This is a genomic window from Acidovorax sp. SRI_002 (assembly GCF_057586455.1).
In genome coordinates this window covers 442298-465930 of the sequence record NZ_JBYCZW010000002.1, presented here as the reverse complement: position 1 = coordinate 465930, position 23633 = coordinate 442298, and the positions used below count along the sequence as shown (strand labels likewise).

The following is a 23633-nucleotide window of genomic DNA, read 5'->3' as shown; positions in this document are numbered from 1 at the left end:
GAGAGGGCTTTTGAATGCAAAAAGCCGCAGCGCTGTAGCGGCTGCGGCTTGGAGGGCGCGAAAGGGTCGATCGATTGAAGGGCTGAATATCGCTCAAGGCATCTGCAACTGGCGCGACCCAAGCCGGGAGCCACCGTGCAAGGGCCGCCCCGCCGCACTGGTGGCGTCCCCCTGCCCGCACCGCCCAGCGGTGCGAGAGCGGGGGGAAGGCGCGCAGCGCCTCAGGGGGGTGATCTCTAAGCTCTTCCGATGATGGAGGCCGTGGCCATCAACTCTTCGAGCAGCGCAAACGACACCTTGCCCGACACCGCATACGGGTCCAGTTCGGGCTTCTCTGAATACTTGAGCAGGATCGAGTGGTTGATCTTGGACAGGTTGACCTGCCCCATCGTCCAGCCACCAAAGCGGCGCTCGGCAATTTCTTCGTAGTGCAGCAGTTCCACGTTCTTGTGGCGCGGGTCCTTCTGGATGTGGCCATACAGCTCGCTCACCGCAGAGCGCCCGCCCTCGATGGCTTGCAGGAACACACCGCCCCCATAGCACAGCACGCCGGTGATGCCGCTGCCTGGGTTGTGCTGGCGCGACTGCGTCAGGATGGCTTCGATGGCGGCGGGCGAGGTATCGACCGCGCGACTGGCGTAAAGCAGGCGTACCAGCATGGTCAGTTCTTTCCAGGAATGAGGGACAAAAATTCACGACGCAGAGCGCTGTCCTTGAGGAACACGCCGCGCATGACCGAGTTGATCATCCGGCTGTCGTTGTCCCGCACACCGCGCCAGGACATGCAGAAGTGGCTGGCTTCCATGACGATGGCCAGGCCGTCGGGCTGGGTCTTTTCCATGATCAGGTCGGCCAGTTGCACCACGGCTTCTTCCTGGATCTGGGGGCGGCCCATGATCCAGTCCACCAGGCGTGCGTATTTGCTCAGGCCGATCACGTTGGTGTGCTCGTTGGGCATCACGCCGATCCAGATCTTGCCGATGACGGGGCAGAAGTGGTGGCTGCAGGCGCTGCGCACGGTGAGCGGGCCCACGATCATCAGTTCGTTGAGGTGCTCGGCGTTGGGGAACTCGGTGATGGGCGGCTGCGCCACGTAGCGGCCCTTGAACACCTCGTTGAGGTACATCTTGGCCACGCGGCGCGCGGTGTTGTTGGTGTTGTGGTCGCCCTGGGTGTTGATCACCAGGCTGTCGAGCACGCCCTGCATCTTGACTTCGACCTCGTCGAGCAGCTTTTCAAGCTCGCCGGGTTCGATGAATTCGGCAATGTTGTCATTGGCATGAAAGCGCTTGCGGGCGGCGGCAAGGCGTTCGCGAATCTTCACGGAGACAGGCGTGCCTTCATCATCCGGCGGGGTGGGCGTCATATCGGCGGCGGGTTGGCTGGACATGGCCAGAATCGTAACAGCGAACGCTGGCGCATGGATTTCAAGGGTTTTAGGCATCCAGCGCTTGATGGACAAGCGCAAATAGCTATCAAAACAATAGCGCAATGCCTTGCAGGATTCCGTCGTTCATGCCACCTGCCCACGGCCCAGGCGCAGGCAAATGGCGCGTCCGGTGCGCGCAGCGCCCCATGGGGGCCTGCTCAATACCTGTTTCCGGTAACCCACAACGCCAGCCGCATGAGGCCAAAGGCAACGCGGTCGAGCACGCGCTGGCGCAGGGGGCGGCCTGCGTACCGGGCCGGGTCCATGCGCCGACCAGCATGCTGCATGGCATGCACCAGGCGCTGGCGCAGGTCGGTGGCAAAGGCGGCGTCTTCCACCACCACGTTGGCCTCGCGCGCCAGCAGCAGGCTCAGGGGGTCGAGGTTGGACGAGCCCACGGTAGCCCAGGGTTTGTCGCCCAGCGCGTCGATGACAGCCACCTTGGCGTGCAAAAAGCTGGGCGCGTATTCATGTATCTCCACCCCCGCCTCCAGCAGCGCGCCATACACCGGCCGCGCCGCGTGGTACTGCATGAAGTACTCATAACGCCCCTGCAGCAGCAGGCGCACGCGCACGCCCCGGCGCGCTGCCATCACCAGCGCACGGCGCAGCTTGCCGCCGGGCATGAAATACGCGTTGGCGATGATCACTTCGTGCCGCGCCGCGCCAATGGCCTTGCGGTAGGCCTTCTCGATGCGGCTGCGGTTGCGCACATTGTCGCGCAGCACCAGCGCAGCCCGCATGGGCGGGCCTGACTCGGCGACCCGGGCCGCGTGCTGGGCGGCGCTGGCCGCGCGCAGGGCCTGCAAGGCCTCAGGCAGGCGGCGCTGGCGCGCGTCGCGCACGGCCTGCATGCGCCACCACAGCTGGTCCATGGTCTCGCTGGCCGACGCCACCAGGCTGCCCGTGGCCAGCACCGCAAAGTCGAAACGCGGCGCATCCAGCGTGCCGTAGTTGGGGTCGTGAAAATCATCCAGCACGTTGATGCCGCCGCAAAACAGCATGCGCCCATCGACCACACACAACTTGCGGTGCAGCCTGCGCCACCGGTGCGGCAGCAGCAACCCCAGCGGGCCGAGCGGCGAGTACACGCGGTATTGCACGCCGGCCGCCTGCAGGCGCTGCGCCCAGTCGTGCGGCAAGGCGCCGGTGCCCACGCCGTCCACCACCAGCTGGGTGCGCACGCCGCGCTGCGCCGCGCGCATCAGGGCCTCGGCCACCGCCGCACCGGCACCGGTGAAATCAAAAATGTAGGTCTCGAACTGGATGTCCGACAAGGCCGCATCCATGGCCTGGATCAAGGCAGGGAACAGCTCCTCGGCCCCTTGCAGCAGGCGCACCTGGTGGTCATCGGCAAACTCGAATCCACGCAGCGTGGCGGAAGACTTTCTTCTCATCTCTGCAGGCCGCCACCAACTCGCGGCGAAACTGGCGCGGCCAAGGCGCGGGACACCAAGCAAGGGCCGCCCCGCAGCGTGGGTGTCGTCCCCCTCAGGGGGAAGGCGCCGAAGGCGACACAGGGGGGGAGCATCACAGCCTGAACTCGGCAATCAGCGGCAAATGGTCGGACATGCGCCACCAGATGCGGCCCTTGGGCACGTGCAGGGACAGCGGCGTCAGGCCGCGCACATAGACATGGTCCAGCTGCGCCAGCGGCAGCCGAGCCGGGTAGGTGAAGGTGCGCGGTGCATCAAACTCGTACAGAAAATAGCCCGCGAGCATGCGCTTGATCTGCTGGCCCCAGTCGTTGAAGTCTCCGGCCACCACCAACGGGGCGCCACCGGGCACCTCGCGTTCGATAAAACGCTGCAAGCGTTCGATCTGGCGGATGCGGCTGCCCGGGATGAGCCCCAGGTGCACCACGATCACATGCACGCGGCGGCCATGGGCGTCCACCTCCACATGCAGCAGCCCCCGCTGCTCGAAGCGGTGGTCAGAGATGTCTTCGTGCTGGTGGCCGATCACGGGCCAGCGCGATAGCAGGGCATTCCCGTGCTCGCCGTGTTTGGTGATGGCGTTGGTGCGGTACACCGCCTCGTAGCCCTCGGGGGCCAGGAACTCGGCCTGGGGCAACTCGGGCCAGCGCTGGAAATACGCCTGTTCCCGCCGGTGAAGTTTGCGCACCTCCTGCAGGCAGACGATGTCGGCGTCGAGCTGCTCCACCGCCAGCCCCAGGTTGTGGATCTCCAGCCGGCGCGCCGGGCCGATGCCTTGTACGCCCTTGTGGATGTTGTAGGTGGCCACCCGCAGAATGTCGTCGTGTTCCATGAGCCTCATCGGAGTAGTTGAGCGCGCTTGCCAGTCCCCATGCGGGGCCTGCGATGGGGGATTGTGTCGCAAGCCGCGCACGCAGCGGGTTTGCCCGGCATTTGCGCCGTGCGGGTCGCCCTTACACTGGGGGCTTCCCCTATCCACGCCAGCAGCAGGGCCGGTACACACCACCGATGGCAACCGAGAAAGAACAATCCGCCCCACCCCAGGTGCTGGCCTTGATTGTTGACAGCAATGCCACATCACGCAGCATTCTGGTGGGGCAGCTGCGTGAGTACGGCGTGACCCGCATCGTGCAATGCAGCCGTGTGCAGGACGCACGCAACCGGCTGGAGCACACCGTGTTTGACTACGTGCTGTGCGAACAATACTTTGGCGAAAGCGGCTACTCGGGCCAGACCTTGCTGGACGATCTGCGGCGCGCACAGCTGCTGCCGTTTTCCACCGTGTTTTTCATGGTCACGGCCGAGGCGTCGTATGCCGCCGTGGCCGAGGCCGCCGAGTCGGCGCTGGACGGGTATCTGCTCAAGCCCTTCACCCCCAGCGCACTGTTTGAGCGCCTCAGCCTGGCGCGGCTGCGCAAGATCCATCTGCGACCCATTTTTGACGCCATCGAAGCCGAAGATTTTGAGCGTGCCGCCCAACTGTGTGTGGAGCGATTTGAGTCTCGCCAACCCTATTGGCTGTATGCCGCGCGCATTGGCTCCGAGTTGCTGCTGCGCCTGGGTCGCCACGACGAGGCCCGCACGCTGTTTGAAGCCGTGATTGCCGCGCGCGCCCTGCCCTGGGCCAAACTGGGCGTGGCACGTGCGCAGATCGAGTCGGGCCAGGCGGCGCGCGCCGTGACCACCTTGCAGGAGCTGATTGGCGAAGACGCCTCGTTTGCCGATGCCTACGACGTGCTGGGCCGGGCGCAGGTGGAGCTGGGCAATTTCTCGCAGGCCATCGAAACCTACCGCACGGCCAGCGGCCTGACGCCCGACTCGGTGGTGCGGCTGCAGAAGCTGGGGATGATGTCGTATTACATGGGCGACCGCGAAACCGCCACCAAGGTGCTGGCGCGGGCTGCCATCCTGGGCATCGACTCCAAGCTGTTTGACTTCCAGTCGCTGGTGCTGCTCACGTTCTCGTACTTTGCCGAGAACGACCGCAAGGGCATCGAACGCTGCATGGCCGACTTTGGCCGCATTCTGGAGCGCCACCAGGGCAGCGCCCGCGTGCAGCGTTTTGCCGAGGTGGCCCGCACGCTGCAGCTCATCCAGCAGCGGCAGTTCTCGCAAGCAGTGGAGTCGGTGCGCAGCATGGCACGCGAGATCACGGCCAGCAGCTTTGATTTCGAGGCCGCTTGCAACCTGGGCAGCCTGCTGGCGGTGCTGGCCGTCACGTCGATTGATCTGGCCGACGGCGAAGGCTGGGTGCGTGCGCTGGGCATGCGCTATGCCAACACGCGCGGCCTGACCGAGCTTCTGGCCAATGCCTGCAACCTGCACACGCCGTATGGCGACCTTGTGCGCGAATGCCTGGTCCACATCAACAAAACCGCCGAGGCCGCCATCGCGCAAAGCCTGCACGGAGACCCGACCGGTGCCGTCCATCATCTGCTGGCAGAGGCCGAGCGAACGCTCAACTCCAAGCTGGTGGACATGTCCCAGCAGGTGCTGCTGCGCCACCGTGCACGCATGGCCTCGCCCGAGCCATTGCAGGAGGCCATTGACGCGCTGCGCGCCCGCGTGGGCTCCACCCCGGCACGGGCTATCCTGGGGCAGGACAGCGAGCGGCACCCAGGGGGCGTGGCCATCCGCTCGCGCAACGCCGCCGAGCCAGCTTCAGCGGCCAGGCCGCCGCTGGGCGACGATCCCAGGGCCCCTGCCAGCGCTGCCAGCGCTACGCCAGACAATCCAGCGGACAAGCTTCGGCTGCGGCCACCAGGGTAGGCCACCGGTCGCTGGCCCTGCGCCTGCCAGGATCAGTACACGGCCACCGATCGTGCATTGCTGGAGGGAGCCAGGCTCACCGGCCTGCCGTAGCGTGCCGCCAGGTCCCGCGTGGCCGCCACCAGTACGCTGGTGTCCACCCCCACAGCGACGAAGACGGCGCCCAGCTCCAGATAGCGGCGTGCCAGCTTCTCGTCCGCCATCAGAATACCCGGGGCCTTGCCCGCCGCCAGCACGCGGCGTATTCCGTCTTCGATCACGGCCTGGACATCGGGGTGCCCAGGGTTGCCAACGTGACCCATGCTGGCTGACAGATCCGCCGGGCCAAAGAAGACGCCATCCACCCCCGGCGTGGCGGCGATCGCATCCAGGTTTTGCATGGCCTGCGTGCTCTCGGCCTGCACCAGCAGACAGACCTGGGCATTGGCCTCCGTGAGGTAGCCCGGGTAGCGCATCCACTGCGAGGCACGCGCCAGGCCTGCGCCCAGGCCACGGATGCCACCTTGCCCGTCGTCTTGGGGGTAGCGCATGGCGCGCACCAGTTGCGCGGCCTGTTCGGGGGTATCCACCATGGGCACCAGCAGCGTCTGCGCACCAATGTCCAGGTACTGCTTGATCAACGCCGTGTCGCCCACGGGCACGCGCGCCACCGGGTGGGGCCCGGTGCCCAACAGGGCACGCGCGCTGGCGATACCTTGCAACTGGGCAAGCATGAGCGGCACATCGTTGGGGGCATGTTCGCCATCGAGCAGCAACCAGTCAAAACCAGCACCCGCCACCAGCTCGGCCGCATAACCATGGGCCAGGCCAAACCACAGACCGATCTGCGGCGTGCGCGCAGCCAGGGCTGCCTTGAAGGTGTTCACAGGGGTGTGCATACCCAAGCCCTCAAACAAAGCGAAAAGCGATATTGCCCAGCGACCCGTAGTCCGCATGGAAGGTGTCGCCCGCTGCGGCGGCCACGGGGCGCGTGAAGGAGCCACCCAGCACCACCTCCCCCGCCTCCAGGCCTTCTCCATACGGGGCGAGCTTGTTGACCAACCACGCCACGCCCGTAGCCGGGTGGTTGAGCACGGCAGCCGCCAGCCCGGACTCTTCGATCACGCCGTTCTTGTAGAGCAGTGCGCCACACCAGCGCAGGTCCACCGCATCGGGGCGCACCGGGCGTCCGCCGGTGACGATGCCGGCGTTGGCGGCGTTGTCGGAGATGGTGTCGAATACCTTGCGCATCACACCCGTGTGGCGGTCGTGCTGTTCGATGCGCGCGTCGATGATCTCGATGGCAGGCACCACGTACTCGGTGGCGGCCAGCACGTCGAAGATGTTTAGCGGAGGGCGCCCAGGTTCTCCACGCAGCGGCTTGTTGAGCACGAAGGCCAGCTCCACCTCCACGCGCGGCAGGATAAAGCGCTGCAGGGGTATGTCGCCACCTTCGGCAAAAAACATGTCGTCCAGCAACGTGCCGAAGTCAGGTTCGGTGATCTGGCTGGCGACCTGCATGGCGCGCGAGGTCAGCCCGATCTTGTGGCCGCGCACCGTGCGGCCCTCGGCGATCTTCATCGCCACCCAGGCGCGCGAGATGGCATAGCCGTCCTGCACCGTCATGCCGGGGTGGCGTTTGGAGAAATGCTCCACCTGCACGCGGGTCTTCTCGGCCTGGTGCAGTTCACGGGCCAGTTGCTGGATCAATGCATCGTCAAACATCTGTTGTTCTCTCTTCAGGGTTGTGCACCGTAGCAACCGCGCGAAGACTGGCGCGACCAAGGCCCGCGGCCGCCGCGCAAGGGCCGCCCCGCCGCGCTGGCGGCGTCCCCCTTGAGAGGGAAGGCGCGAAGCGACTCAGGGGGTGTATTCAAGACTCAGCGGTGAAGCCGATGGCCTTCACGATGGGGCCCCACTTCTCGCCATCGGCCTTGAGCAGCGCCGCCAGTTCGGCAGGCGTGGACGAACGGGCCTCCAGCCCCATGGCAGCCAGCCCGGCGATCACCTCCTTGTCGGCCAGCGCGGCACGAATGGCGGTGTTGGCCTTCTGCACCAGATCCGCAGGTGCCTTGCCCGGCAGGAAGAAACCAAACCACTCGCCGTAGACCATGTCCTTGAAGCCCTGCTCCACCAGCGTGCTCACACCGGGCACGAACTTGTTGCGTGTGGCACCCGAAGTGGCCAACAAACGCACCTTGCCGCCCGCCAGGTGGGGCAAGAACTCGCCCACAGGCGCCGACGCAGCGGCGATCTGGCCGCCCATCAAATCCAGAATGGCAGGCTGCGATCCGCGAAAGCCCACGTGCCTCATGTCCACCTTGCCGGCGCGGGCGATGAGTTCACCCACGAAGTGAGGGACCGAGCCTGGCGCAGGAGAGCCAAAATTTGCGCCGTTCGAGTTGGCCTTGCACCACTCCAGAAACTCCGGCACGGTCTTCACCGACGCTGGCACCTGTGGCCCCACGGCAAACCCCATGTCGAACACCACGCCCAGCGAGACGGGAGTGACATCGACCGCCGGGTCGTAGGGCAGCTTTTTGTAGGTGTGGGGGTAGATGCCCAGCATGGACATGGGGGTGACCAGCAGGGTGGTACCGTCTGCCGGAGCTGCCTTAAGCGTCGCAATGGCGATCTGCCCGCCTGCCCCGGTCTTGTTCTCCACCACAGCCGACTTGGCGTAGACCGGTGCCAGCTGGGTGGCCACACGGCGGGCCAGGGTGTCTACCGTGCCGCCAGCGGCAAAACCGGCCAGTATCTTGACGGTGTCGATGGACTGCGCACGGCCCATCAGCGGCAAAGACCCAGCTGCGCCCGCCAGCGCAAATTGCAAAACACTGCGGCGCGAAGCGGAAAAGGAAGGTTTCATGGTTTGTCTCCAGGTTGTTGTGGCGTGATCACGGTGGAAGCAAAAGCAAAGGCGGAGCACTAGGGCGATGGGGTCCGCCCTCTTGCCGCCTGCCGGTAGTTGGCTTTCAAGGGGTCGGGCACCCGTTCGTCAAATCCAAAGGCGACGCGCCGCACTTCGGGGCTGTCGGTGGGCTGGTGGCCTACGCCCAGGGCTGACGCGCGCGGCGCCGGGATGGCAACCACCGTGCCTGCCAGGCGCCCCAGGCCTGTGATCTCGCACTCCACCAGGTCGCCCGGGTCTACCGAGCGCGAATGGCAAGGCGTCCCCATCAGGATCACGTCGCCCGGCACCAGGGTGATGTGGCGTGCGATATCGGCCACCACGTAGTGCGGGCCCCAGATGGTCTCGTCGCCGATGTGCGCCTCCTGCACCACCAGACCGTTGCGATAGGTGCGCAGCGTCTGTTCGAAAATGTTCACGCCGCGCACAATGCCGGGGCCGATGGGCAGCAGCGTGTCCGCGCCTTTGACACGCAGCATGCTGCCCTGGTCGGTGTCGCGGTAGTTCTGAAGGCCCATGTCCAGGGCAGGGCAAAAGCCTTCGATGTAGTCCCAAGCTTCATCGGGCAACACGTTGCGGCAGGTCTTGCCAATGACAATGGCGTATTCGCCTTCGTAGTTGAGGTACAGGCTGTCAGCGGGCTTGTGGATCTCGCAGCCATGGCCGTTGACCGAAGTCGGCGGCTTGGTGAAGTAGGTGGGCGTCTCGGTCGGCCTGGGCTGGTTACGCGTCTCGAAGCTGCGCGAGCTGTACGAGATGTGCACGGCGATGATCTTGCTGGGCGACACCGGTGGCAGGTGCTGCACGGTCGCCAAGTCCACCACGCGGCCATCGTCCAGGCGCAATTGCCCTTGTTGTGCGCCCTCTTCCACAATGCTGCCCCAGCAGGCACTGCCACCCACCAGAACGCGGCGGCGCTCCATGCGCGGTCCACGCATCACGGCGGGCAGTTCTTTCAGCGGGAATTCGAAATTCATGCCGCCACCTCTTGCATATCGAACCACATATGCACATTGCCGGTGCCGCGCGCGTTCTCGTAAGCGGACAGCGTCTCACCCCGCGCGCGGCAGTCCGCGCCCCCCATGGCACCCACCATCTGCAGGTAGTGGGCGCCAAAGGCCTCCCAGGGGAGCTTTCGGTATTCGTCTTGCCAACGGTCGAGCACAGTGCCGTGGCGGCCCTGCTGCAGCAGCTCGATCGCACCCTTGTCACTCGCGATGTTCTCTGGGCGCGAGACATTGCTCTCATGGAAGATACGCGGGTGGTTGGGCTTCCAGTCGATGGGGTTGAACTTGTGGCTGAGCGCCCCGGAGGCAAGCAGCGCCACACGCAGGTTGCTGCGGCGCACGGCCTCGCCAATGGCCTCTCCCGATTTCACGAAATGCATCCAGTCGCAGTTCTGGCATGAACTCACGGTGACAACCGGCGTGTCGCTGTGCTCCAACCGCAGGTGCTTGACCAGGTTGATGGTGGCGTACTGTCGGCCCAGTTCGGGATGGTTGATGACGCGGTTGTAGCCCCCCAGTTCGCGCGAGACGGCCTCGATCTCCAGCGCCAATCCTGGATGGCCCCGGTAGTTGTAGGGCACGCCGTGCAGATACCAGGGCATCTCATCCGAGATGTAGTTGCCCTGATAGCGTGAGGCCCCATCCACCAGGTGGTAGCCCGTGGTGAACCAGTGTGAATCGAAGATGACGACCACGTCAGGCCGGGCTTCGGCGAGCTTGGCGCGCAGCCGGGCATAGCCGGGGATAAGGTCCGAGTCGGCCCCCGCGCCCTGCAGCACGCGAAACTCTTCGCATTGCATCAGGCCGGGATGGTGCGAGACGATGGCTGCGCCAACAATGCTTCCCATGGTGGTGTTCTCCTGCATGTGATTGGGGTGGGGTCAGCGGTGGCTGAAACTTGCGCGGAACGGCTTTTTGGGCAGCACCACATCCTTGACATCGCAGAAGAACTCGAAGCTCCAGTCCCCGCCCTCGCGGCCCACACCGCTGCGCTTGATGCCGCCAAACGGCGCAGCCAGATCGCGGATGCCAAAGCTGTTGACCCAGATGAAGCCGGTGCGCACCTGCTGCGCCACGGCGCTCGCATGCTCCACCTCGCCGTAGCAGACGCCACCCAGGCCGTAGTCCGTGCCGTTGGCCAGGGCGATAGCGTCTTCGTCGCTGTCAAAGACCTGCAGGGTGAGTACAGGTCCGAAGACCTCGTTCTGCACGATCTCGCTGTCCTGGCGCACCCCAGCCAGCAGCGTGGGCTGGTAATACTGCGCACCGAAGGAATGGTGCGCGCCACCCCAGAGCAGCGTGGCGCCATCGGCCACGGCGCGCTGCACAAAACCGTGCACGCGCTCCACCTGGCGCGGGTGGATGATCGGCCCGACCTCGGTGGCATCCTCGCGCGGGTCGCCCACGGTGAGCTTTTCCACATGGCCGCGCAAGGCCGCTACGAAGGCGTCGTGCACCTTGCGGTGCACCAGGAAGCGCGTGCCCGCCAGGCACACCTGGCCAGCGTTGCGGTACATCAGAGCGCCGGTGGCAGCGGCATTGTCGATGTCGGCGTCCTCCAGCACGATGAAGGCCGACTTGCCACCAAGCTCCAGGCTGCAAGGCACGAGGTTGGCCCCGGCAGACTGGGCAATCCACTTGGCCGTGGGGACCGATCCGGTGAACGAGATACGCGCCAGGCGCGGGTCGCTGACCAGGCGCGCCCCGGTGCTGGCGCCCCCGCCCTGCACGATGTTGAAAACCCCAGGCGGCAGGCCGGCGGCGTGCGCACAGTCGGCCAGCAGACTGCTGGTCAGCGGTGCCCATTCCGGCGGCTTGACGATGACGCAGTTGCCCGCGGCCAGGGCCGGTCCTAGCTTCCAGGTGGCCAACATCAGCGGCGCATTCCAGGGCGTGATGATGGCCACCACACCGGCCGGATCGTGGCGCACGAGGTGGGTGGCCTGATCCGTCTCGATGGGCCGGTCTTGCAGCGTGAGCGCATGCTCGGCGAACCAGCTGATGTTGAGCACGGCGCGCGGCACCACGCCATGCTTCATGCGCGAGAGCAGCACGCCAGCGTCGTTGGATTCGAGCGTGCAGAAGGCCTCGGCGCGTTTTCCAATCTCGGCGGCGAAACGATCCAGGTAGGGTTTGCGCTCCGCCGCCGTGAGCGCGCTCCAGGCAGGGAAGGCGCGCGCCGCCGCGGTGACAGCTGCGTCCACATGGGCAGGCGATCCTTCGCTGATGGAGCCCAGCAGCGCCTGGTCGATGGGCGAGTGCAGATCGAACCGCATCTCGGACGCAACACGCTGGCAGTCGATGTAGTGGTGGGGCGACACCGCGATGCCGGCGACATTCAGCATGTCATTGCTCAAGGGAGTTCTCCAGTCAGACAACAGAGCCGGGCAACCTTGCCCGATCCGTCGCGAAGTATCTGCAGCGCCTTCCTTGACCACAATCAATGCTTTATGACGGATTGTGAAGATGTTCTAATGAATGGCATGAATCCCAGCGATTCCATCGCACCAGCCATGTCTCTGCCCCATTTCACGCCACGCCAGCTCGAAGCCTTTGTCAACGTGGCAGAACTGCGCAGCTTCGCGGCCACCGCAGAGCGTTTGGCCCTTACACCGTCTGCAGTAAGCCAACTCGTGAGCGAGTTGGAAGACGCGCTCGGCTTCAAACTGCTTGAGCGCAGCACGCGCAGGGTTGACATCACCAGCGCGGGGCGGGAGTTTCTGGCCTCGGCAGAGTCGGTGCTCAAGCACCTGCGCATAGCGCAGTCGGCCGCCAGCGATGTCCGCAACCGCGCAGCGGGCATCGTGCGAATCGCAGCACCACTGGTCGTCGCCAGCGTGATCCTGCCCAAAGCCATCAAGGCCTATACACAAACCAGGCCCAAGGTGCACATCCGCATTCGCGACGTGCCGGTGGAAAAACTCGTCGATGCAGTCGCCAGCGGCGACGCCGATCTGGCCCTGGGTCCGGATCGCGCCTGTGGCGATGACATCGTGCGTACCCAGCTGTTCGAGAGCCCCTGGGTGTTGTGGTGTGCGCCCACCCATCCCCTGGCCCACAAACGCAACGTGACCTGGGCGCAGCTGCACGCCTACCCACTGGTGGCTGCCGGGCGGGATCACGAACGCAGCGTGGCGCAGATGCACACCGGGCTGCCCAGCGAGCAGCGTGTGACCCCCGTAGAGATCGTGGACAACATCTCCACCGCCATGGGCCTGGCTGCCGCCGATGTGGCCGCTACGCTGGCGCCCGACTATGTGGGTGCACTGGCCAAGCCACTCGGACTGGTGCGCCGCCGCATCCTGTCGCCCGAAGTCATGCGCTACGTGTGCCTCTACAGCCCCGCACGGCGGGCCACCTCGCCTGCAGCGGAGGGCTTCGCAGACCACCTGATCCGCATCCTCGCCCAGCGCAAGTGAGCTGCCGGCGCCGCCGCGCGCAGTGCGGGGCGCGCACCAACGTCTGCCTACACAAAACGAGGAAGCAGTAAGCAGGCCTCAGCATTGGAGGCCGAGAAGCAGCGCTCGGCCGCGCGCTGCCACGGCAACCATTCGAAAGCATCGTGTTCACGAGGACTCAGTACCACGGGCGTAGCTGCTGGCACACACAAGCCAAACACCCGCTCGCGATTGCGCACGACCCCCGGAGCGTATCGGTGCAGCCATTGCGGCCAGATGTCGTAGACGTTCTCCAAGGCCCAGTCGGTCAGCAGGCAGCCGGGCGCCCGCGCATCAATGCCGGTTTCCTCGGCCACTTCGCGGCGGGCGGTTTCTTCAAACGACTCATCAAGGCGGTCTTTGCTCCCGGTGACAGATTGCCAGTGCCCATCACCGCCCGTGCGGCGGATCAGCAGCACCTCCAGGGCGGGCGTGTGGATGACCACCAGCACCGACTCTGGAAGCTTGTAGGGCCTGTGCTGCGCTGTCGGCACCATGGGCGACACCTTCCCTCTCTACCCGGCCTTGGAACGCGGGGCTGAAGTGGTGGGAACGGGCGGCGGCAGCTCCTTGGCCTGCAGCGCCCTGACCTGCACCACCAACTGGTTGTGCGCGTCCAGGAAGGCAGCGGCAATGACCTTGCCCTCGTTGGTATTGCTCCAGCCCGCACCCGCTGCGCCCCCGAGCTTGCCGAACACGAGCCCGCCCACGCCCAGGTCAGTGGTGCGTGCGGACCCGGTGGCGGCGGCAACCTGCTCGGTGGTTTCGTTGTCGGACAGCAGCAGTGCCGTTTGCGCCTCCTTGAATTTGACCTGCTCCACCATGCCGGCCAGGCCCGCGATGTCGCGCAGCACCGGAATCATGGCAATCACGCCCGCAAGGCCCCGTCCCGCGTCCTGCTCACTGAACGTGAGGCTGGGTGTGAGCGTGTACTGCGCCTCGTAGCCCTTGCCCTTTGCCACGGTGGAGTTGTTCTTGCGCAGCACGCCGGAGTCCTTGAGGTCCTGCTCCTGGATGGTTCCGCGCAGCCCGGCCGACCGGTCCACCACACGAAAGCAGCCACTTTGCTGGGCCAGCAGCTTGACCAGGGGCACGGGGGATGGCGGGAGGCTGTAGCCCGAACCCATGGTGTAGCCGCTGGGGTTTTCTGCCAGCGCCAGCGTGGCCACGGGCGCCTCGCAGCGCACCAGTTCGCGCGCAGCGTTGCTGGCCCCCGCCGGCCCTGCCGAGCCAGTGACCACGGAGCCGCCCTGGCCCAGTTCGGTCTTCTTTTCGCCGCAACCTGCCAGGGCCAGCAGCACGGCGCCCATCCACAAAGCCCGGGTCGTCATTGAACGCATGGAAAGTGTCCTTTCAGTGCCAGCGCCACATCGCCGTGGGCATGGGCTGGCCAAGAAAAAAGCGGCGCAGGCTGCCAAGCCCTTGCCGCTTTGTCGTGCGATGCCACGAGAGTGGATCCGCGCCGGGTTCGGGGAAAGCCCCGGATCAGGCTGCCTTGACAGCGTCGATGTTGCGCAGGCGGATGTGCAGCTCGCGCAACTGCTTTTCGTCCACGGGCGAAGGTGCCTGCGTGAGCAGGTCCTGAGCGCGCTGGGTCTTGGGGAAAGCGATCACGTCACGGATCGATTCCGCACCGGTCATCAGCGTGATCAGGCGGTCCAGACCGAAGGCCAGGCCACCGTGTGGGGGCGCGCCGTACTGCAGGGCATCCAGCAGGTAGCCGAACTTGGCCTGTGCGTCTTCGGGTGTGATCTTGAGCGCATCGAACACCTTCTTTTGCACATCGGCGCGGTGGATACGCACCGAGCCACCGCCCAGCTCCCAGCCGTTGAGCACCATGTCGTAGGCCTTGGCGATGCACTTGCCAGGGTCCGTGTCCATCAGGTCTTCATGGCCATCCTTCGGCGACGTGAAGGGGTGGTGCACTGCGGCCCAGCGGTCGTTTTCTTCGTCATGCTCGAACATGGGGAAGTCCACCACCCACAGAGGCGCCCAGCGGCTCTCGAACAGGCCGTTCTTCTTGCCGAACTCGCTGTGGCCCACCTTCAGGCGCAGCGCGCCGATGGAGTCGTTGACGATTTTTTCCTTGTCGGCACCGAAGAACAGCAGGTCGCCGTCCTGCGCACCCGTGCGCTTGAGGATTTCAGCGATGGCCGCGTCATGCAGGTTCTTCACGATGGGCGACTGCAGCCCTTCGCGACCCTGGGCCACTTCATTGACCTTGATCCAGGCCAGGCCCTTGGCACCATAGATCTTCACGAACTCGGTGTAGGCATCGATCTCACCGCGCGAGATCTGTGCGCCGCCGGGCACGCGCAGGGCAACCACACGACCGCCTTTGGTGGTGGCGGGGGCAGAGAAGACCTTGAAGTCCACGTCCTTCATCACTTCGGTCAGCTCGGTGAATTCGAGCTTTACGCGCAGGTCAGGCTTGTCCGAGCCAAAGCGGAAAGCCGCTTCCTGGTAAGTCATGATGGGGAATTCGCCAAGGTCCACGCCCAGTTGCTGCTGGAACACCTCGGTGATCATGCGTTGGAAAATCGCACGGATTTCTTCTTCGCCCAGGAACGACGTCTCGCAGTCGATCTGCGTGAATTCGGGCTGGCGGTCGGCGCGCAGGTCTTCGTCGCGGAAGCACTTGGTGATCTGGTAGTAGCGGTCGTAGCCAGCCACCATCAGCATCTGCTTGTAGAGCTGGGGCGACTGGGGCAGCGCGAAGAACTGGCCGTCGTGCACGCGGCTGGGCACCAGGTAGTCGCGCGCGCCTTCGGGCGTGCTCTTGCCCAGCATGGGCGTTTCGATGTCGATGAAGCCTTCCTTGTCCAGGAAGTTGCGCACCTGGATGGAGGTCTTGTAGCGCAGCATCATGTTGCGCTGCATGTGCGGGCGGCGCAGGTCCATCACACGGTGCGTGAGGCGCGTGGTTTCCGACAGGTTCTCATCGTCCATCTGGAACGGAGGCGTGACCGAGGGGTTGAGCACGTTCAGCTCGTGGCACAACACTTCGATCTGGCCGCTCTTGAGCTTGTCGTTGGTCGTGCCGTCAGGGCGGGGGCGCACCAGGCCTACCACCTGCACGCAAAATTCGTTGCGCACGTCTTCGGCGGTCTTGAACATCTCGGCACGGTCGGGGTCACACACCACCTGCACGTAGCCTTCGCGGTCGCGCAGGTCGATGAAGATCACGCCGCCATGGTCACGACGACGGTTCACCCAGCCAGACAGGGTAACGGTTTGGCCCATCAGGGCTTCGGTCACAAGACCGCAATAGTGGGAACGCATGGCCATGGCAGAAACTTCCGGCGCCCAAGGGGCGCGTTAAAGGGATTTACTTACTGTGGGAAACAAGCGTGGGGTCAGCCGGAGCGACCACGCCCATCGAAACAATGTATTTGAGGGCGGCGTCCACGCTCATGTCGAGCTCGACGCAGTCGCTCTTGCGCAGCATCACAAAATACCCGCCAGTGGGGTTAGGCGTGGTGGGCACATACACGCTCACGAATTCATCGCGCAGGTATGCCGCCACCTCGCCATTGGGCGCGCCAGTGACGAAGGCCACGGTCCAGACGCCCTCGCGCGGCCACTGCACCAGCACGGCCTTGCGAAAGGCATTGCCGCTTTCGGAAAAAAGCGTGTCGGACACCTGCTTAACGCTGGAATAGATCGAACGCACCACCGGGATGCGGTGCACCACCGCATCGCCCCACTGCACGAGCTTGCGGCCCGCGAAGTTGCTGGCGACGGCACCGACCACCAACAGGATCAGCAGCGTGAGAACCACGCCAAAGCCCGGGACGTGAAAGCCCAGCAGCTTGTCGGGATGCCATGCAACAGGCAGGATTTGCAGGGTCTGGTCCAGCGTGCTCACGATCCAGTTGAGCACCCAGGCCGTGATAACCCCCGGCACAATCACCAGAAGGCCGGTCAACAGCCACTTGCGCAAGGCAGCCATGAGGGTCACTCAGCTCGCAGAGGAGGTGGAAGTGGTAGAACTGCCACCAGCGCCTGATGCTGCTGCACCAGATGCTTCTTTTTTAGGAGCATCACCAGAACTTGCCGGCGCCGCGGCCTCGGTTTTCGGTTCTGTCTTGCTGTCCGTCGCAGGAGCAGAACTGCCGCCGCTGCCACCGCGAAAATCGGTCACATACCAGCCCGAGCCCTTGAGCTGGAAGCCGGCCGCTGTGACCTGCTTGGAAAATGCTTCCGCGCCGCAGGCGGGGCACACCGTGAGGGGCGCATCAGAGATTTTTTGCAGCACATCCTTGGCATGGCCGCAGGAGCCGCATTTGTAGGCGTAAATAGGCATGTCAGTGTGTTGAGGGAAAGTGCAAAACCCTCAATTATAGGCGGCATGCCCATCCTCAAGCCCCACGCACTGGGCATGGGGCAATGCAATCAGCTTGCGCTGCCCTCGTAGTGGGTGACGTGGCCTTTGTGGTCGTCGATCCACTGCGGTGCCAGCGAGCCCCCGATCATGCCGACCAACGCCGCCAGCACCCCAGCCAGTTGCTGCGGGAACGCTTCGGACAGCATGGGGCTGGCCACAAACAGCAGCCACACACCCAGGCCCATGGCCACCGCCAGGATGGCGCCCTGGGTGGTCGCGCGCTTCCAGTACAGGCCGAACACCAGGGGGACAAAAGCCCCCACCAGCGGTACCTGGTAAGCGCCCGACACCAGTTCATAGATCGACGTTCCCTGCATGGTGATCGCGTAAGTGAGCACGCAGGCGGTAAACACGAGCACCGATATGCGCATGGCCTTCAGTGTCTGGGCATCGGTCATGCCAGGCCGCAGGTTGTGCAGGATGTTCTCCACAAAAGTGGTGGACGGTGCGAGCAACGTGGCCGATGCGGTGGACATGATGGCCGACAGCAGCGCGCCAAAGAAGGCGATCTGAAGAATCAGCGGCATGCGTTCCATCACCAGCGTGGGCAGCACTTTCTGGGGGTCGTCCTTGAGCAGCGCCTGGGCGGTTTCGGGCATGACCAACACGGCGGCCGTAACGACAAACATGGGGATGAAGGCAAACAGCAGGTACAGCACCCCTCCGATGACCGGGCCGGTGCGCGCTGTCTCGGCGCTGTTGGACGACATCACGCGCTGAAAAACATCCTGCTGGGGTATGGAGCCCAGCATCATCGTGATCGCGGCGGCAAAGAAAAAGGTCCACTCCTTGAGCCCACCAGTGGGAAAGAACTGGAACTTGCCTTCACGCGCGGCATATTCCACGACCTTGCCCGCCCCTCCGGCCAGTTCCGCCGCGTACCAGGCAATGGCCAGCAGCCCCACGGCGATCACAATCATCTGGACAAAGTCAGTCATGGCCACCGACCACATGCCGCCATACAGGGTGTAGACCAGAACGATGACCGTACCGATGACCATGCCCATGGTGACGGACACATACCCCTGCGTCAGCAGGTTGAACACCAGCCCCAGAGCTGTGATCTGCGCTGCCACCCAGCCCAGGTAGCTGAACATGATGATGGCTGAACAAGCCACCTCGATCACACGCCCGTAACGCTGGCGGTAGTAGTCACCCAGGGTGATGAGGTTCTTCTTATAAAGCTTGTAGGCAAAAAACAGCCCCACAAGAACCAGGCACATGGAGGCGCCAAATGGGTCCTCCACCACCGCACCCAGCCCACCATCCACAAACCGGGCTGACACGCCGAGAACGGTTTCCGATCCAAACCAGGTCGCAAAGGTCGTGGCTATCACCACAGCCAGGGGCAGGCTGCGGCCCGCCACCGCATAGTCGGCCGTGTTGTGCACGCGCGTGGCGGCATACAGGCCGATACCAATCGAGACCAGCAGGTACAGAACGATGAATGTGATCAGCATGGCGCCGCTCCGAAACTCCAAGGAAGGTTACAAAAAGCAGGTGTGCGCCCGGCGTGCCGTGGGCCGACACGCCGAGGCCCCTGCAGATCCAGGGGTGACCACTTTGCTACAAAATTCGTAACAAAAGTTGCAGCGGATTATGAAGGCAACTTTCGTGCCGTTCGCACCGTTTCAGAAAATCCGCATCCGCACAAACAACTGCATCGCCAGAAGGCCCAGCACAAAACCGACGCCGCCATAAATGATGGACTGGAGCAGCCGGTTGGTACGGTGCTGGACTTCCAGCAGTTCGCGCAAGGCTTGCTGCTGGTCCGCCGGGCGCTGCCGCAAGGCGTCGTGCAGCAGGCGCGGCAGCTCGGGAATCAGCTTGGCATAGTGGGGAGCCTCGGCCCGCAGCTCCCGCCACAGGCGCTGCGGCCCCATCTGCTCCAGCATCCACTTTTCCAGGAAGGGCTTGGCCGTGCTCCACAGGTCCAGCTCCGGGTCCAGCTCGCGACCCAGGCCTTCGATATTGAGCAGGGTTTTTTGCAGCAGCACCAGCTGGGGCTGAATCTCGACGTGGAAGCGGCGCGAGGTCTGGAACAGGCGCATCAGCACCATGCCCAATGAGATCTCCTTGAGCGGGCGATCAAAGTACGGCTCGCACACGGCGCGGATGGCCGATTCGAGGTCGTTCACCCGCGTCTCGGGCGGCACCCAGCCACTTTCGATGTGCAGCTCCGCCACGCGCTTGTAGTCGCGCCGGAAGAACGCCACGAAGTTCTGCGCCAGGTACTCCTTGTCAGACTCGGTGAGCGTGCCCACGATGCCGAAATCCAGCGAGATATAGCGCCCAAAGGTGGCCGGATCCAGGCTCACCTGGATGTTGCCGGGGTGCATGTCGGCATGAAAGAAGCCGTCACGGAACACCTGGGTGAAGAAGATGGTGACGCCGTCGCGCGCGAGTTTGGGGATGTCCACCCCGGCTTCCCGCAGGCGCTCGATCTGGCTGATGGGCACACCGTTCATGCGCTGCATCACCATGACCTCGGGGTGGCAGAAGTCCCAGAAAATCTCAGGGATCAGCACCAGGTCCAGCCCCTGCATGTTGCGGCGCAGCTGCGCGGCGTTGGCGGCCTCCCGCACCAGATCCAGTTCGTCGTGCAGATAGTTGTCGAACTCGGCCACCACCTCGCGGGGCTTGAGGCGCTTGCCGTCGGCCGACAGGCTCTCCACCCACCCGGCCATCATGCGCATGAGACTCAGGTCTTTCTCGATCACGGGCAACATGCCCGGGCGCAGTACCTTGACCGCCACCTCGCGCTCGATGCCATGGCGGTCCCGCAGCGTGGCGAAATGCACCTGCGCAATGGAGGCACTGGCCACCGGCACGCGATCGAAGAATGTGAAAACCTCATCCACCGGCCGCCGGAATGCCCGCTCGATCGTGGCGATGGCGATCTCCGGGTCGAACGGCGGCACGCGGTCCTGCAGCCGGGCCAGCTCGTCGGCCACATCGGGCGGCAGCAGGTCGCGGCGTGTCGAAAGCACCTGACCAAACTTGACGAAGATGGGGCCCAGGCGCTCCAGCGCCAAGCGCAGCCGCTGGCCGCGCGGTGCATCCAGGTTGCGTCCGAACGACAGGACGCGCGATACCGATCGCAGCCAGGGCTTCTGGAAACTGTCCAGCACCATGGCGTCCAGGCCGTACCGGAACACCACCCACAGGATGGCGCCGCCCCTCAGGAACTGCTTCATGCGCCAGCCCGGTCGGAACCGCTGTTTGGCGCGGAAGGCGTGGAGGGTCCGGATGGCATGGGCGCGACGGCTGACGACGTTGGTGCAACGCGCGTGCCCACGAACTGGCGCAGCGCTTGCGCAGCGCGGCTCGCCACCTGCGCCACAGTGTGGGCGGGAGCGTCACCGATCACACGCGCCAAGTCCTCCTCAACATCCCAGCGCACGTGATCGACCAGCCAGTTGATTTCGGCGGCCAGTTGCACATCGCCCTCGATGCGGATGGCGGGCTTGTCACCCCGCAGGGCCGTCTGGGCCAGCGCAAAGGGAGAGGTCTCGGTGACGTGAAGCTGCAGATCGGGCGCGGCAGTTTCGGGCGCCAGGTTGAACAGCCCAGCGGGCGTGATGACCAGGGCCATCGAATACGCACGCCACTGCACGCGGGCGATGCGGCCCTTCTGACGCACCAGGCGGTCCATGGCCTCTTTTTCCTGCATCAGTACATGGTTGAGGAACAGCACCATGCGCTGCTGCACCTCATGCACGAGCCACTGGGGGGGTTGGGGGCCGGCGGCCACACGCTCAAAGAGGCCGTCCAGAAACGAAAAAGGGGACTGTGGTGTTGCCATAGTCCCCGATTATTCCCTGAACTGGGATAGCCCCACAGCGGGGCATTTCCTTTATTACTGCAGGGCCTGCACGCCGGCCACCAGCCAGCCGCTGCTGCCGGCCTTGGGCTTGGTCATGTTCCAGACCTCGCGGAAGGGGCTCGGGCCGGCTGAGGGCTCTTCGCGGATCATGCCGGAGAACTCGACGCTGGCCATGTAGCCGTCGCCCAGGTCTTCAATGCCCAGCAACTGGGCTTCGATCATGACCACATCGGTGTGGTTGGGCTGCATGCCACGGTGGTCTTCGCGCTCCGTGAGCTGGGTGCGAATCTCGCCGAGCATGCTGTCGGTCATCATGGAGCGCAGGGTGGCGATGTCCGAACGGTCCCAGGCCGCTTGCAGCGTGACGAAGTTGCGCTTGGCGGCAGACAGGAAGCCCTCGGTATCAAAGCCTTCAGGAATCCCCCAGTTCTGCGAGCCGGACAGGCCCGAGCCGATCACCACGCCCGAACCCGCACCGCCTTGTGCAGCGCGCGAGGCATCAAACGCCATGCTGCTGCGCTCCCAGGGGCGCGCCGAGGCGTCGTTGCCCACGTTGTTAGGGCTGTACTGCGGAGGCACCTGCGCTGCGGCGGGCGTGGCAGCACCCGCGCCCTGGAACGCGAACGGCGCACCACCGGCAGCAGCGCCACCGTTGCCACCGCCACTGCGTGCGCGCATCACCATCTTGAAGATGGCAAACGCGGCCACGGCCAGCAACGCAATCATCAGAATGTTGGCAAACCCTGCACCCAGCCCCAACGAGCTGGCCAGCCAAGCCAAGCCCAGGCCAGCGGCCAGGCCACCCAGCATCGCGCCCCAAGGCTTCTTGGCCGCAGCAGCGGCCGGAGCTGCACCCGCAGCAGGCGGCTTGGCAGCCGCCGCATTGGTCGCATTCTGGGCGGGCGCACCCGGCGCTGCCGACTCACGCTGCGTAACGTTGCTCGATTGCTGCCCCGTCGATTTACCACCGCCCAGTCGCCGGGCGTCGGCATCGGCGTGCGCAAACGCCAGCATCGCAACCAACACCACAGACCACAGTTTCATCATGACTTCTCCGTCTCCGTTAATGACTGAGCGAAACGCTCAGCACTTGATTCCAACATGCAAGGCCACAATGCCCCCAGTCATGTTGTGATAGTCCACATGCCCAAAGCCATTTTTTTGCATGAGGCTTTTGAGCTCTTCCTGCCCGGGGTGCATGCGGATGGACTCGGCCAAGTAGCGGTAGCTGGCGTCGTCGCCCGCCACCAGCTTGCCCAACTGGGGCAGCACATTGAACGAATACCAGTCGTACACCTTTTCGAGTGGCTTTGCGACCTTTGAAAACTCCAGCACCAGCAGCTTGCCGCCAGGCTTGAGCACGCGGCACATTTCGGCAATCGCCTGGTCCTTGTGCGTCATGTTGCGCAGGCCAAAAGCAACGCTCACCACATCGAAATGTGCGTCGGGGAACGGCAGCTTCTCGGCATCGCAGACCAGTGTCGGCAACACCACACCCGCATCAATCAGGCGGTCGCGCCCCACGCGCAGCATGGCTTCGTTGATGTCGGTGTGCACCACACGGCCGGTGGCGCCCACCTTCTTGGAGAACGCCAGCGCCAGGTCGCCCGTCCCCCCTGCAATATCGAGCACCTGGCTGCCTTCGCTGAGGTTGGCCACCATCACGGTGTAGGCCTTCCAGGCACGGTGCAGGCCCGCCGACATGAGGTCGTTCATCACGTCGTACTTGGAGGCCACGGAGTCGAACACGCCGCGCACGCGGCGCGCTTTTTCCTGCTCGTCCACCGACTGAAAACCGAAATGCGTGGTGCTCATAAGATTCATGCTAGGCGCGTGAACGCCAGAGGTACAGCGACAACCCCGCACTGAAATGGGGCATCTGTCGCAATTTGGACAACGCTATTGAAAAGAAATCAGCCGCCAGCGCCTTTCTATATTGCACCAACAGCTATTATTTCAATAGCACCTTGACAGACAAGGGCTTCCGCCGTGTTCTGTGCTCCTCCAGAAAAACACCCGGCCCGCAGCCTCAATGGCTGCCACAGGCATGGCCACCGGCACCACCCTGAGGCGCCATCGGCGCATCGCGGTCCGCCCCCGCAGCGGCCAGCCGCTCGGTGTACTGGGTCCACAGCGCGTCTTGCTTGTCGCCCAGTTCGTAGAGGTAGTCCCAGGTGAAGATGCCGCTGTCATGCCCGTCAGAAAACGTGGGCTTGACCGCATAGTTGCCCACGGGTTCCAGGTTGACCAGCGTGACCTCCCGCTTGCCCGTCTGCAGCACTTCCTGGCCTGGGCCATGGCCCTGCACTTCTGCCGAGGGTGAATACACGCGCATCAGCTCAAACGGAATGCGGAACGTGGTGCCATCGGAGAACCCTACTTCGAGCACCCGCGATGCCTCATGCACCGTGATTGCCTGCGGCGTGGGCGCACCCGCTTTCAAACCTGCCAT

At 64.5% G+C, this 23633-nt stretch carries 23 protein-coding genes; 2 read left to right on the top strand and 21 right to left on the bottom strand.

The window, feature by feature from the left end; genetic code table 11:
- Positions 1–236: 236 nt before the first annotated feature.
- From AC2YJX_RS07085 to AC2YJX_RS07070, 4 genes are all read right to left on the bottom strand, one after another.
- Positions 237–659: a BLUF domain-containing protein gene (locus AC2YJX_RS07085; protein ID WP_055399097.1), complete on the bottom strand. Its 423-nt coding sequence runs from the start codon at positions 657–659 to the stop codon at positions 237–239.
- Between the two features lie 2 nt (positions 660–661).
- On the bottom strand, positions 662–1390 hold the full coding sequence (folE, locus tag AC2YJX_RS07080; protein WP_055399357.1) for a GTP cyclohydrolase I: 729 nt from the start codon (positions 1388–1390) through the stop codon (positions 662–664).
- 197 nt (positions 1391–1587) lie between these two features.
- Positions 1588–2826: a cardiolipin synthase ClsB gene (clsB, locus tag AC2YJX_RS07075; protein ID WP_487255630.1), complete on the bottom strand. Its 1239-nt coding sequence runs from the start codon at positions 2824–2826 to the stop codon at positions 1588–1590.
- Positions 2827–2959: 133 nt separating this feature from the next.
- Positions 2960–3697, bottom strand: a complete 738-nt coding sequence (locus tag AC2YJX_RS07070; protein ID WP_055399101.1) for an endonuclease/exonuclease/phosphatase family protein — start codon at positions 3695–3697, stop codon at positions 2960–2962.
- Positions 3698–3873: 176 nt separating this feature from the next.
- On the opposite strand from AC2YJX_RS07070, the gene AC2YJX_RS07065 reads away from it, so the two are divergent.
- The gene (locus AC2YJX_RS07065) at positions 3874–5634 is read left to right on the top strand and encodes a tetratricopeptide repeat protein (protein ID WP_487255629.1); all 1761 of its coding nucleotides are present in this window, start codon (positions 3874–3876) and stop codon (positions 5632–5634) included.
- 32 nt (positions 5635–5666) lie between these two features.
- Here AC2YJX_RS07065 and AC2YJX_RS07060 read toward each other — a convergent pair whose 3' ends face one another.
- From AC2YJX_RS07060 to AC2YJX_RS07035, 6 genes are all read right to left on the bottom strand, one after another.
- Positions 5667–6512, bottom strand: a complete 846-nt coding sequence (locus AC2YJX_RS07060; RefSeq protein WP_487255628.1) for an aldolase/citrate lyase family protein — start codon at positions 6510–6512, stop codon at positions 5667–5669.
- A gap of 10 nt (positions 6513–6522) precedes the next feature.
- On the bottom strand, positions 6523–7338 hold the full coding sequence (hpaH, locus tag AC2YJX_RS07055) for a 2-oxo-hept-4-ene-1,7-dioate hydratase (protein ID WP_487255627.1): 816 nt from the start codon (positions 7336–7338) through the stop codon (positions 6523–6525).
- A 148-nt stretch (positions 7339–7486) separates the two neighbouring features.
- Positions 7487–8482: a Bug family tripartite tricarboxylate transporter substrate binding protein gene (locus AC2YJX_RS07050; protein WP_487255626.1), complete on the bottom strand. Its 996-nt coding sequence runs from the start codon at positions 8480–8482 to the stop codon at positions 7487–7489.
- Between the two features lie 59 nt (positions 8483–8541).
- A complete protein-coding gene (locus AC2YJX_RS07045; RefSeq protein WP_487255625.1) occupies positions 8542–9501 on the bottom strand; it encodes a fumarylacetoacetate hydrolase family protein in 960 nt (319 codons plus the stop codon).
- Entirely contained in the window at positions 9498–10379 is an 882-nt protein-coding gene (locus AC2YJX_RS07040) for a DODA-type extradiol aromatic ring-opening family dioxygenase (RefSeq protein ID WP_055399359.1), read from the bottom strand. Before AC2YJX_RS07040 ends, AC2YJX_RS07045 begins: the two co-directional genes overlap by 4 nt.
- 33 nt (positions 10380–10412) lie before the next feature.
- Entirely contained in the window at positions 10413–11876 is a 1464-nt protein-coding gene (locus AC2YJX_RS07035) for an aldehyde dehydrogenase family protein (RefSeq protein WP_377806513.1), read from the bottom strand.
- Between the two features lie 168 nt (positions 11877–12044).
- On the opposite strand from AC2YJX_RS07035, the gene AC2YJX_RS07030 reads away from it, so the two are divergent.
- Positions 12045–12950: a LysR family transcriptional regulator gene (locus tag AC2YJX_RS07030; RefSeq protein WP_055399361.1), complete on the top strand. Its 906-nt coding sequence runs from the start codon at positions 12045–12047 to the stop codon at positions 12948–12950.
- Positions 12951–12997: 47 nt separating this feature from the next.
- Here AC2YJX_RS07030 and nudB read toward each other — a convergent pair whose 3' ends face one another.
- From nudB to AC2YJX_RS06975, 11 genes are all read right to left on the bottom strand, one after another.
- Positions 12998–13465 carry a dihydroneopterin triphosphate diphosphatase gene (nudB, locus tag AC2YJX_RS07025; protein ID WP_055399114.1) on the bottom strand — a complete coding sequence of 156 codons (468 nt, stop codon included), beginning with the start codon at positions 13463–13465 and terminating at the stop codon, positions 12998–13000.
- A gap of 18 nt (positions 13466–13483) precedes the next feature.
- Positions 13484–14299 (bottom strand): CsgG/HfaB family protein, encoded by an 816-nt coding sequence (locus AC2YJX_RS07020; protein WP_369801375.1) that lies wholly within the window; start codon positions 14297–14299, stop codon positions 13484–13486.
- A 154-nt stretch (positions 14300–14453) separates the two neighbouring features.
- Positions 14454–16256 (bottom strand): aspartate--tRNA ligase, encoded by a 1803-nt coding sequence (gene aspS / locus AC2YJX_RS07015; RefSeq protein WP_055399118.1) that lies wholly within the window; start codon positions 16254–16256, stop codon positions 14454–14456.
- A 40-nt stretch (positions 16257–16296) separates the two neighbouring features.
- The gene (locus tag AC2YJX_RS07010; protein ID WP_055399363.1) at positions 16297–16920 is read right to left on the bottom strand and encodes a DUF502 domain-containing protein; all 624 of its coding nucleotides are present in this window, start codon (positions 16918–16920) and stop codon (positions 16297–16299) included.
- Positions 16921–16929: 9 nt separating this feature from the next.
- Entirely contained in the window at positions 16930–17274 is a 345-nt protein-coding gene (locus AC2YJX_RS07005; RefSeq protein ID WP_055399120.1) for an FmdB family zinc ribbon protein, read from the bottom strand.
- An 89-nt stretch (positions 17275–17363) separates the two neighbouring features.
- A complete protein-coding gene (locus AC2YJX_RS07000; protein ID WP_055399122.1) occupies positions 17364–18815 on the bottom strand; it encodes a high affinity choline transporter 1 in 1452 nt (483 codons plus the stop codon).
- Positions 18816–18986: 171 nt separating this feature from the next.
- Positions 18987–20552, bottom strand: a complete 1566-nt coding sequence (gene ubiB, locus AC2YJX_RS06995; RefSeq protein ID WP_121422474.1) for a ubiquinone biosynthesis regulatory protein kinase UbiB — start codon at positions 20550–20552, stop codon at positions 18987–18989.
- Positions 20549–21160, bottom strand: coding sequence for a ubiquinone biosynthesis accessory factor UbiJ (locus AC2YJX_RS06990; protein WP_487255624.1), 612 nt, complete (start codon positions 21158–21160; stop codon positions 20549–20551). The genes ubiB and AC2YJX_RS06990 overlap by 4 nt, the downstream gene beginning before the upstream one ends.
- Positions 21161–21214: 54 nt before the next feature.
- Positions 21215–22228 (bottom strand): Tim44 domain-containing protein, encoded by a 1014-nt coding sequence (locus AC2YJX_RS06985; RefSeq protein ID WP_055399128.1) that lies wholly within the window; start codon positions 22226–22228, stop codon positions 21215–21217.
- A 36-nt stretch (positions 22229–22264) separates the two neighbouring features.
- A complete protein-coding gene (gene ubiE / locus AC2YJX_RS06980; RefSeq protein WP_487255623.1) occupies positions 22265–22996 on the bottom strand; it encodes a bifunctional demethylmenaquinone methyltransferase/2-methoxy-6-polyprenyl-1,4-benzoquinol methylase UbiE in 732 nt (243 codons plus the stop codon).
- 214 nt (positions 22997–23210) lie between these two features.
- Positions 23211–23633: a gamma-butyrobetaine hydroxylase family protein gene (locus tag AC2YJX_RS06975; protein ID WP_121507416.1), complete on the bottom strand. Its 423-nt coding sequence runs from the start codon at positions 23631–23633 to the stop codon at positions 23211–23213.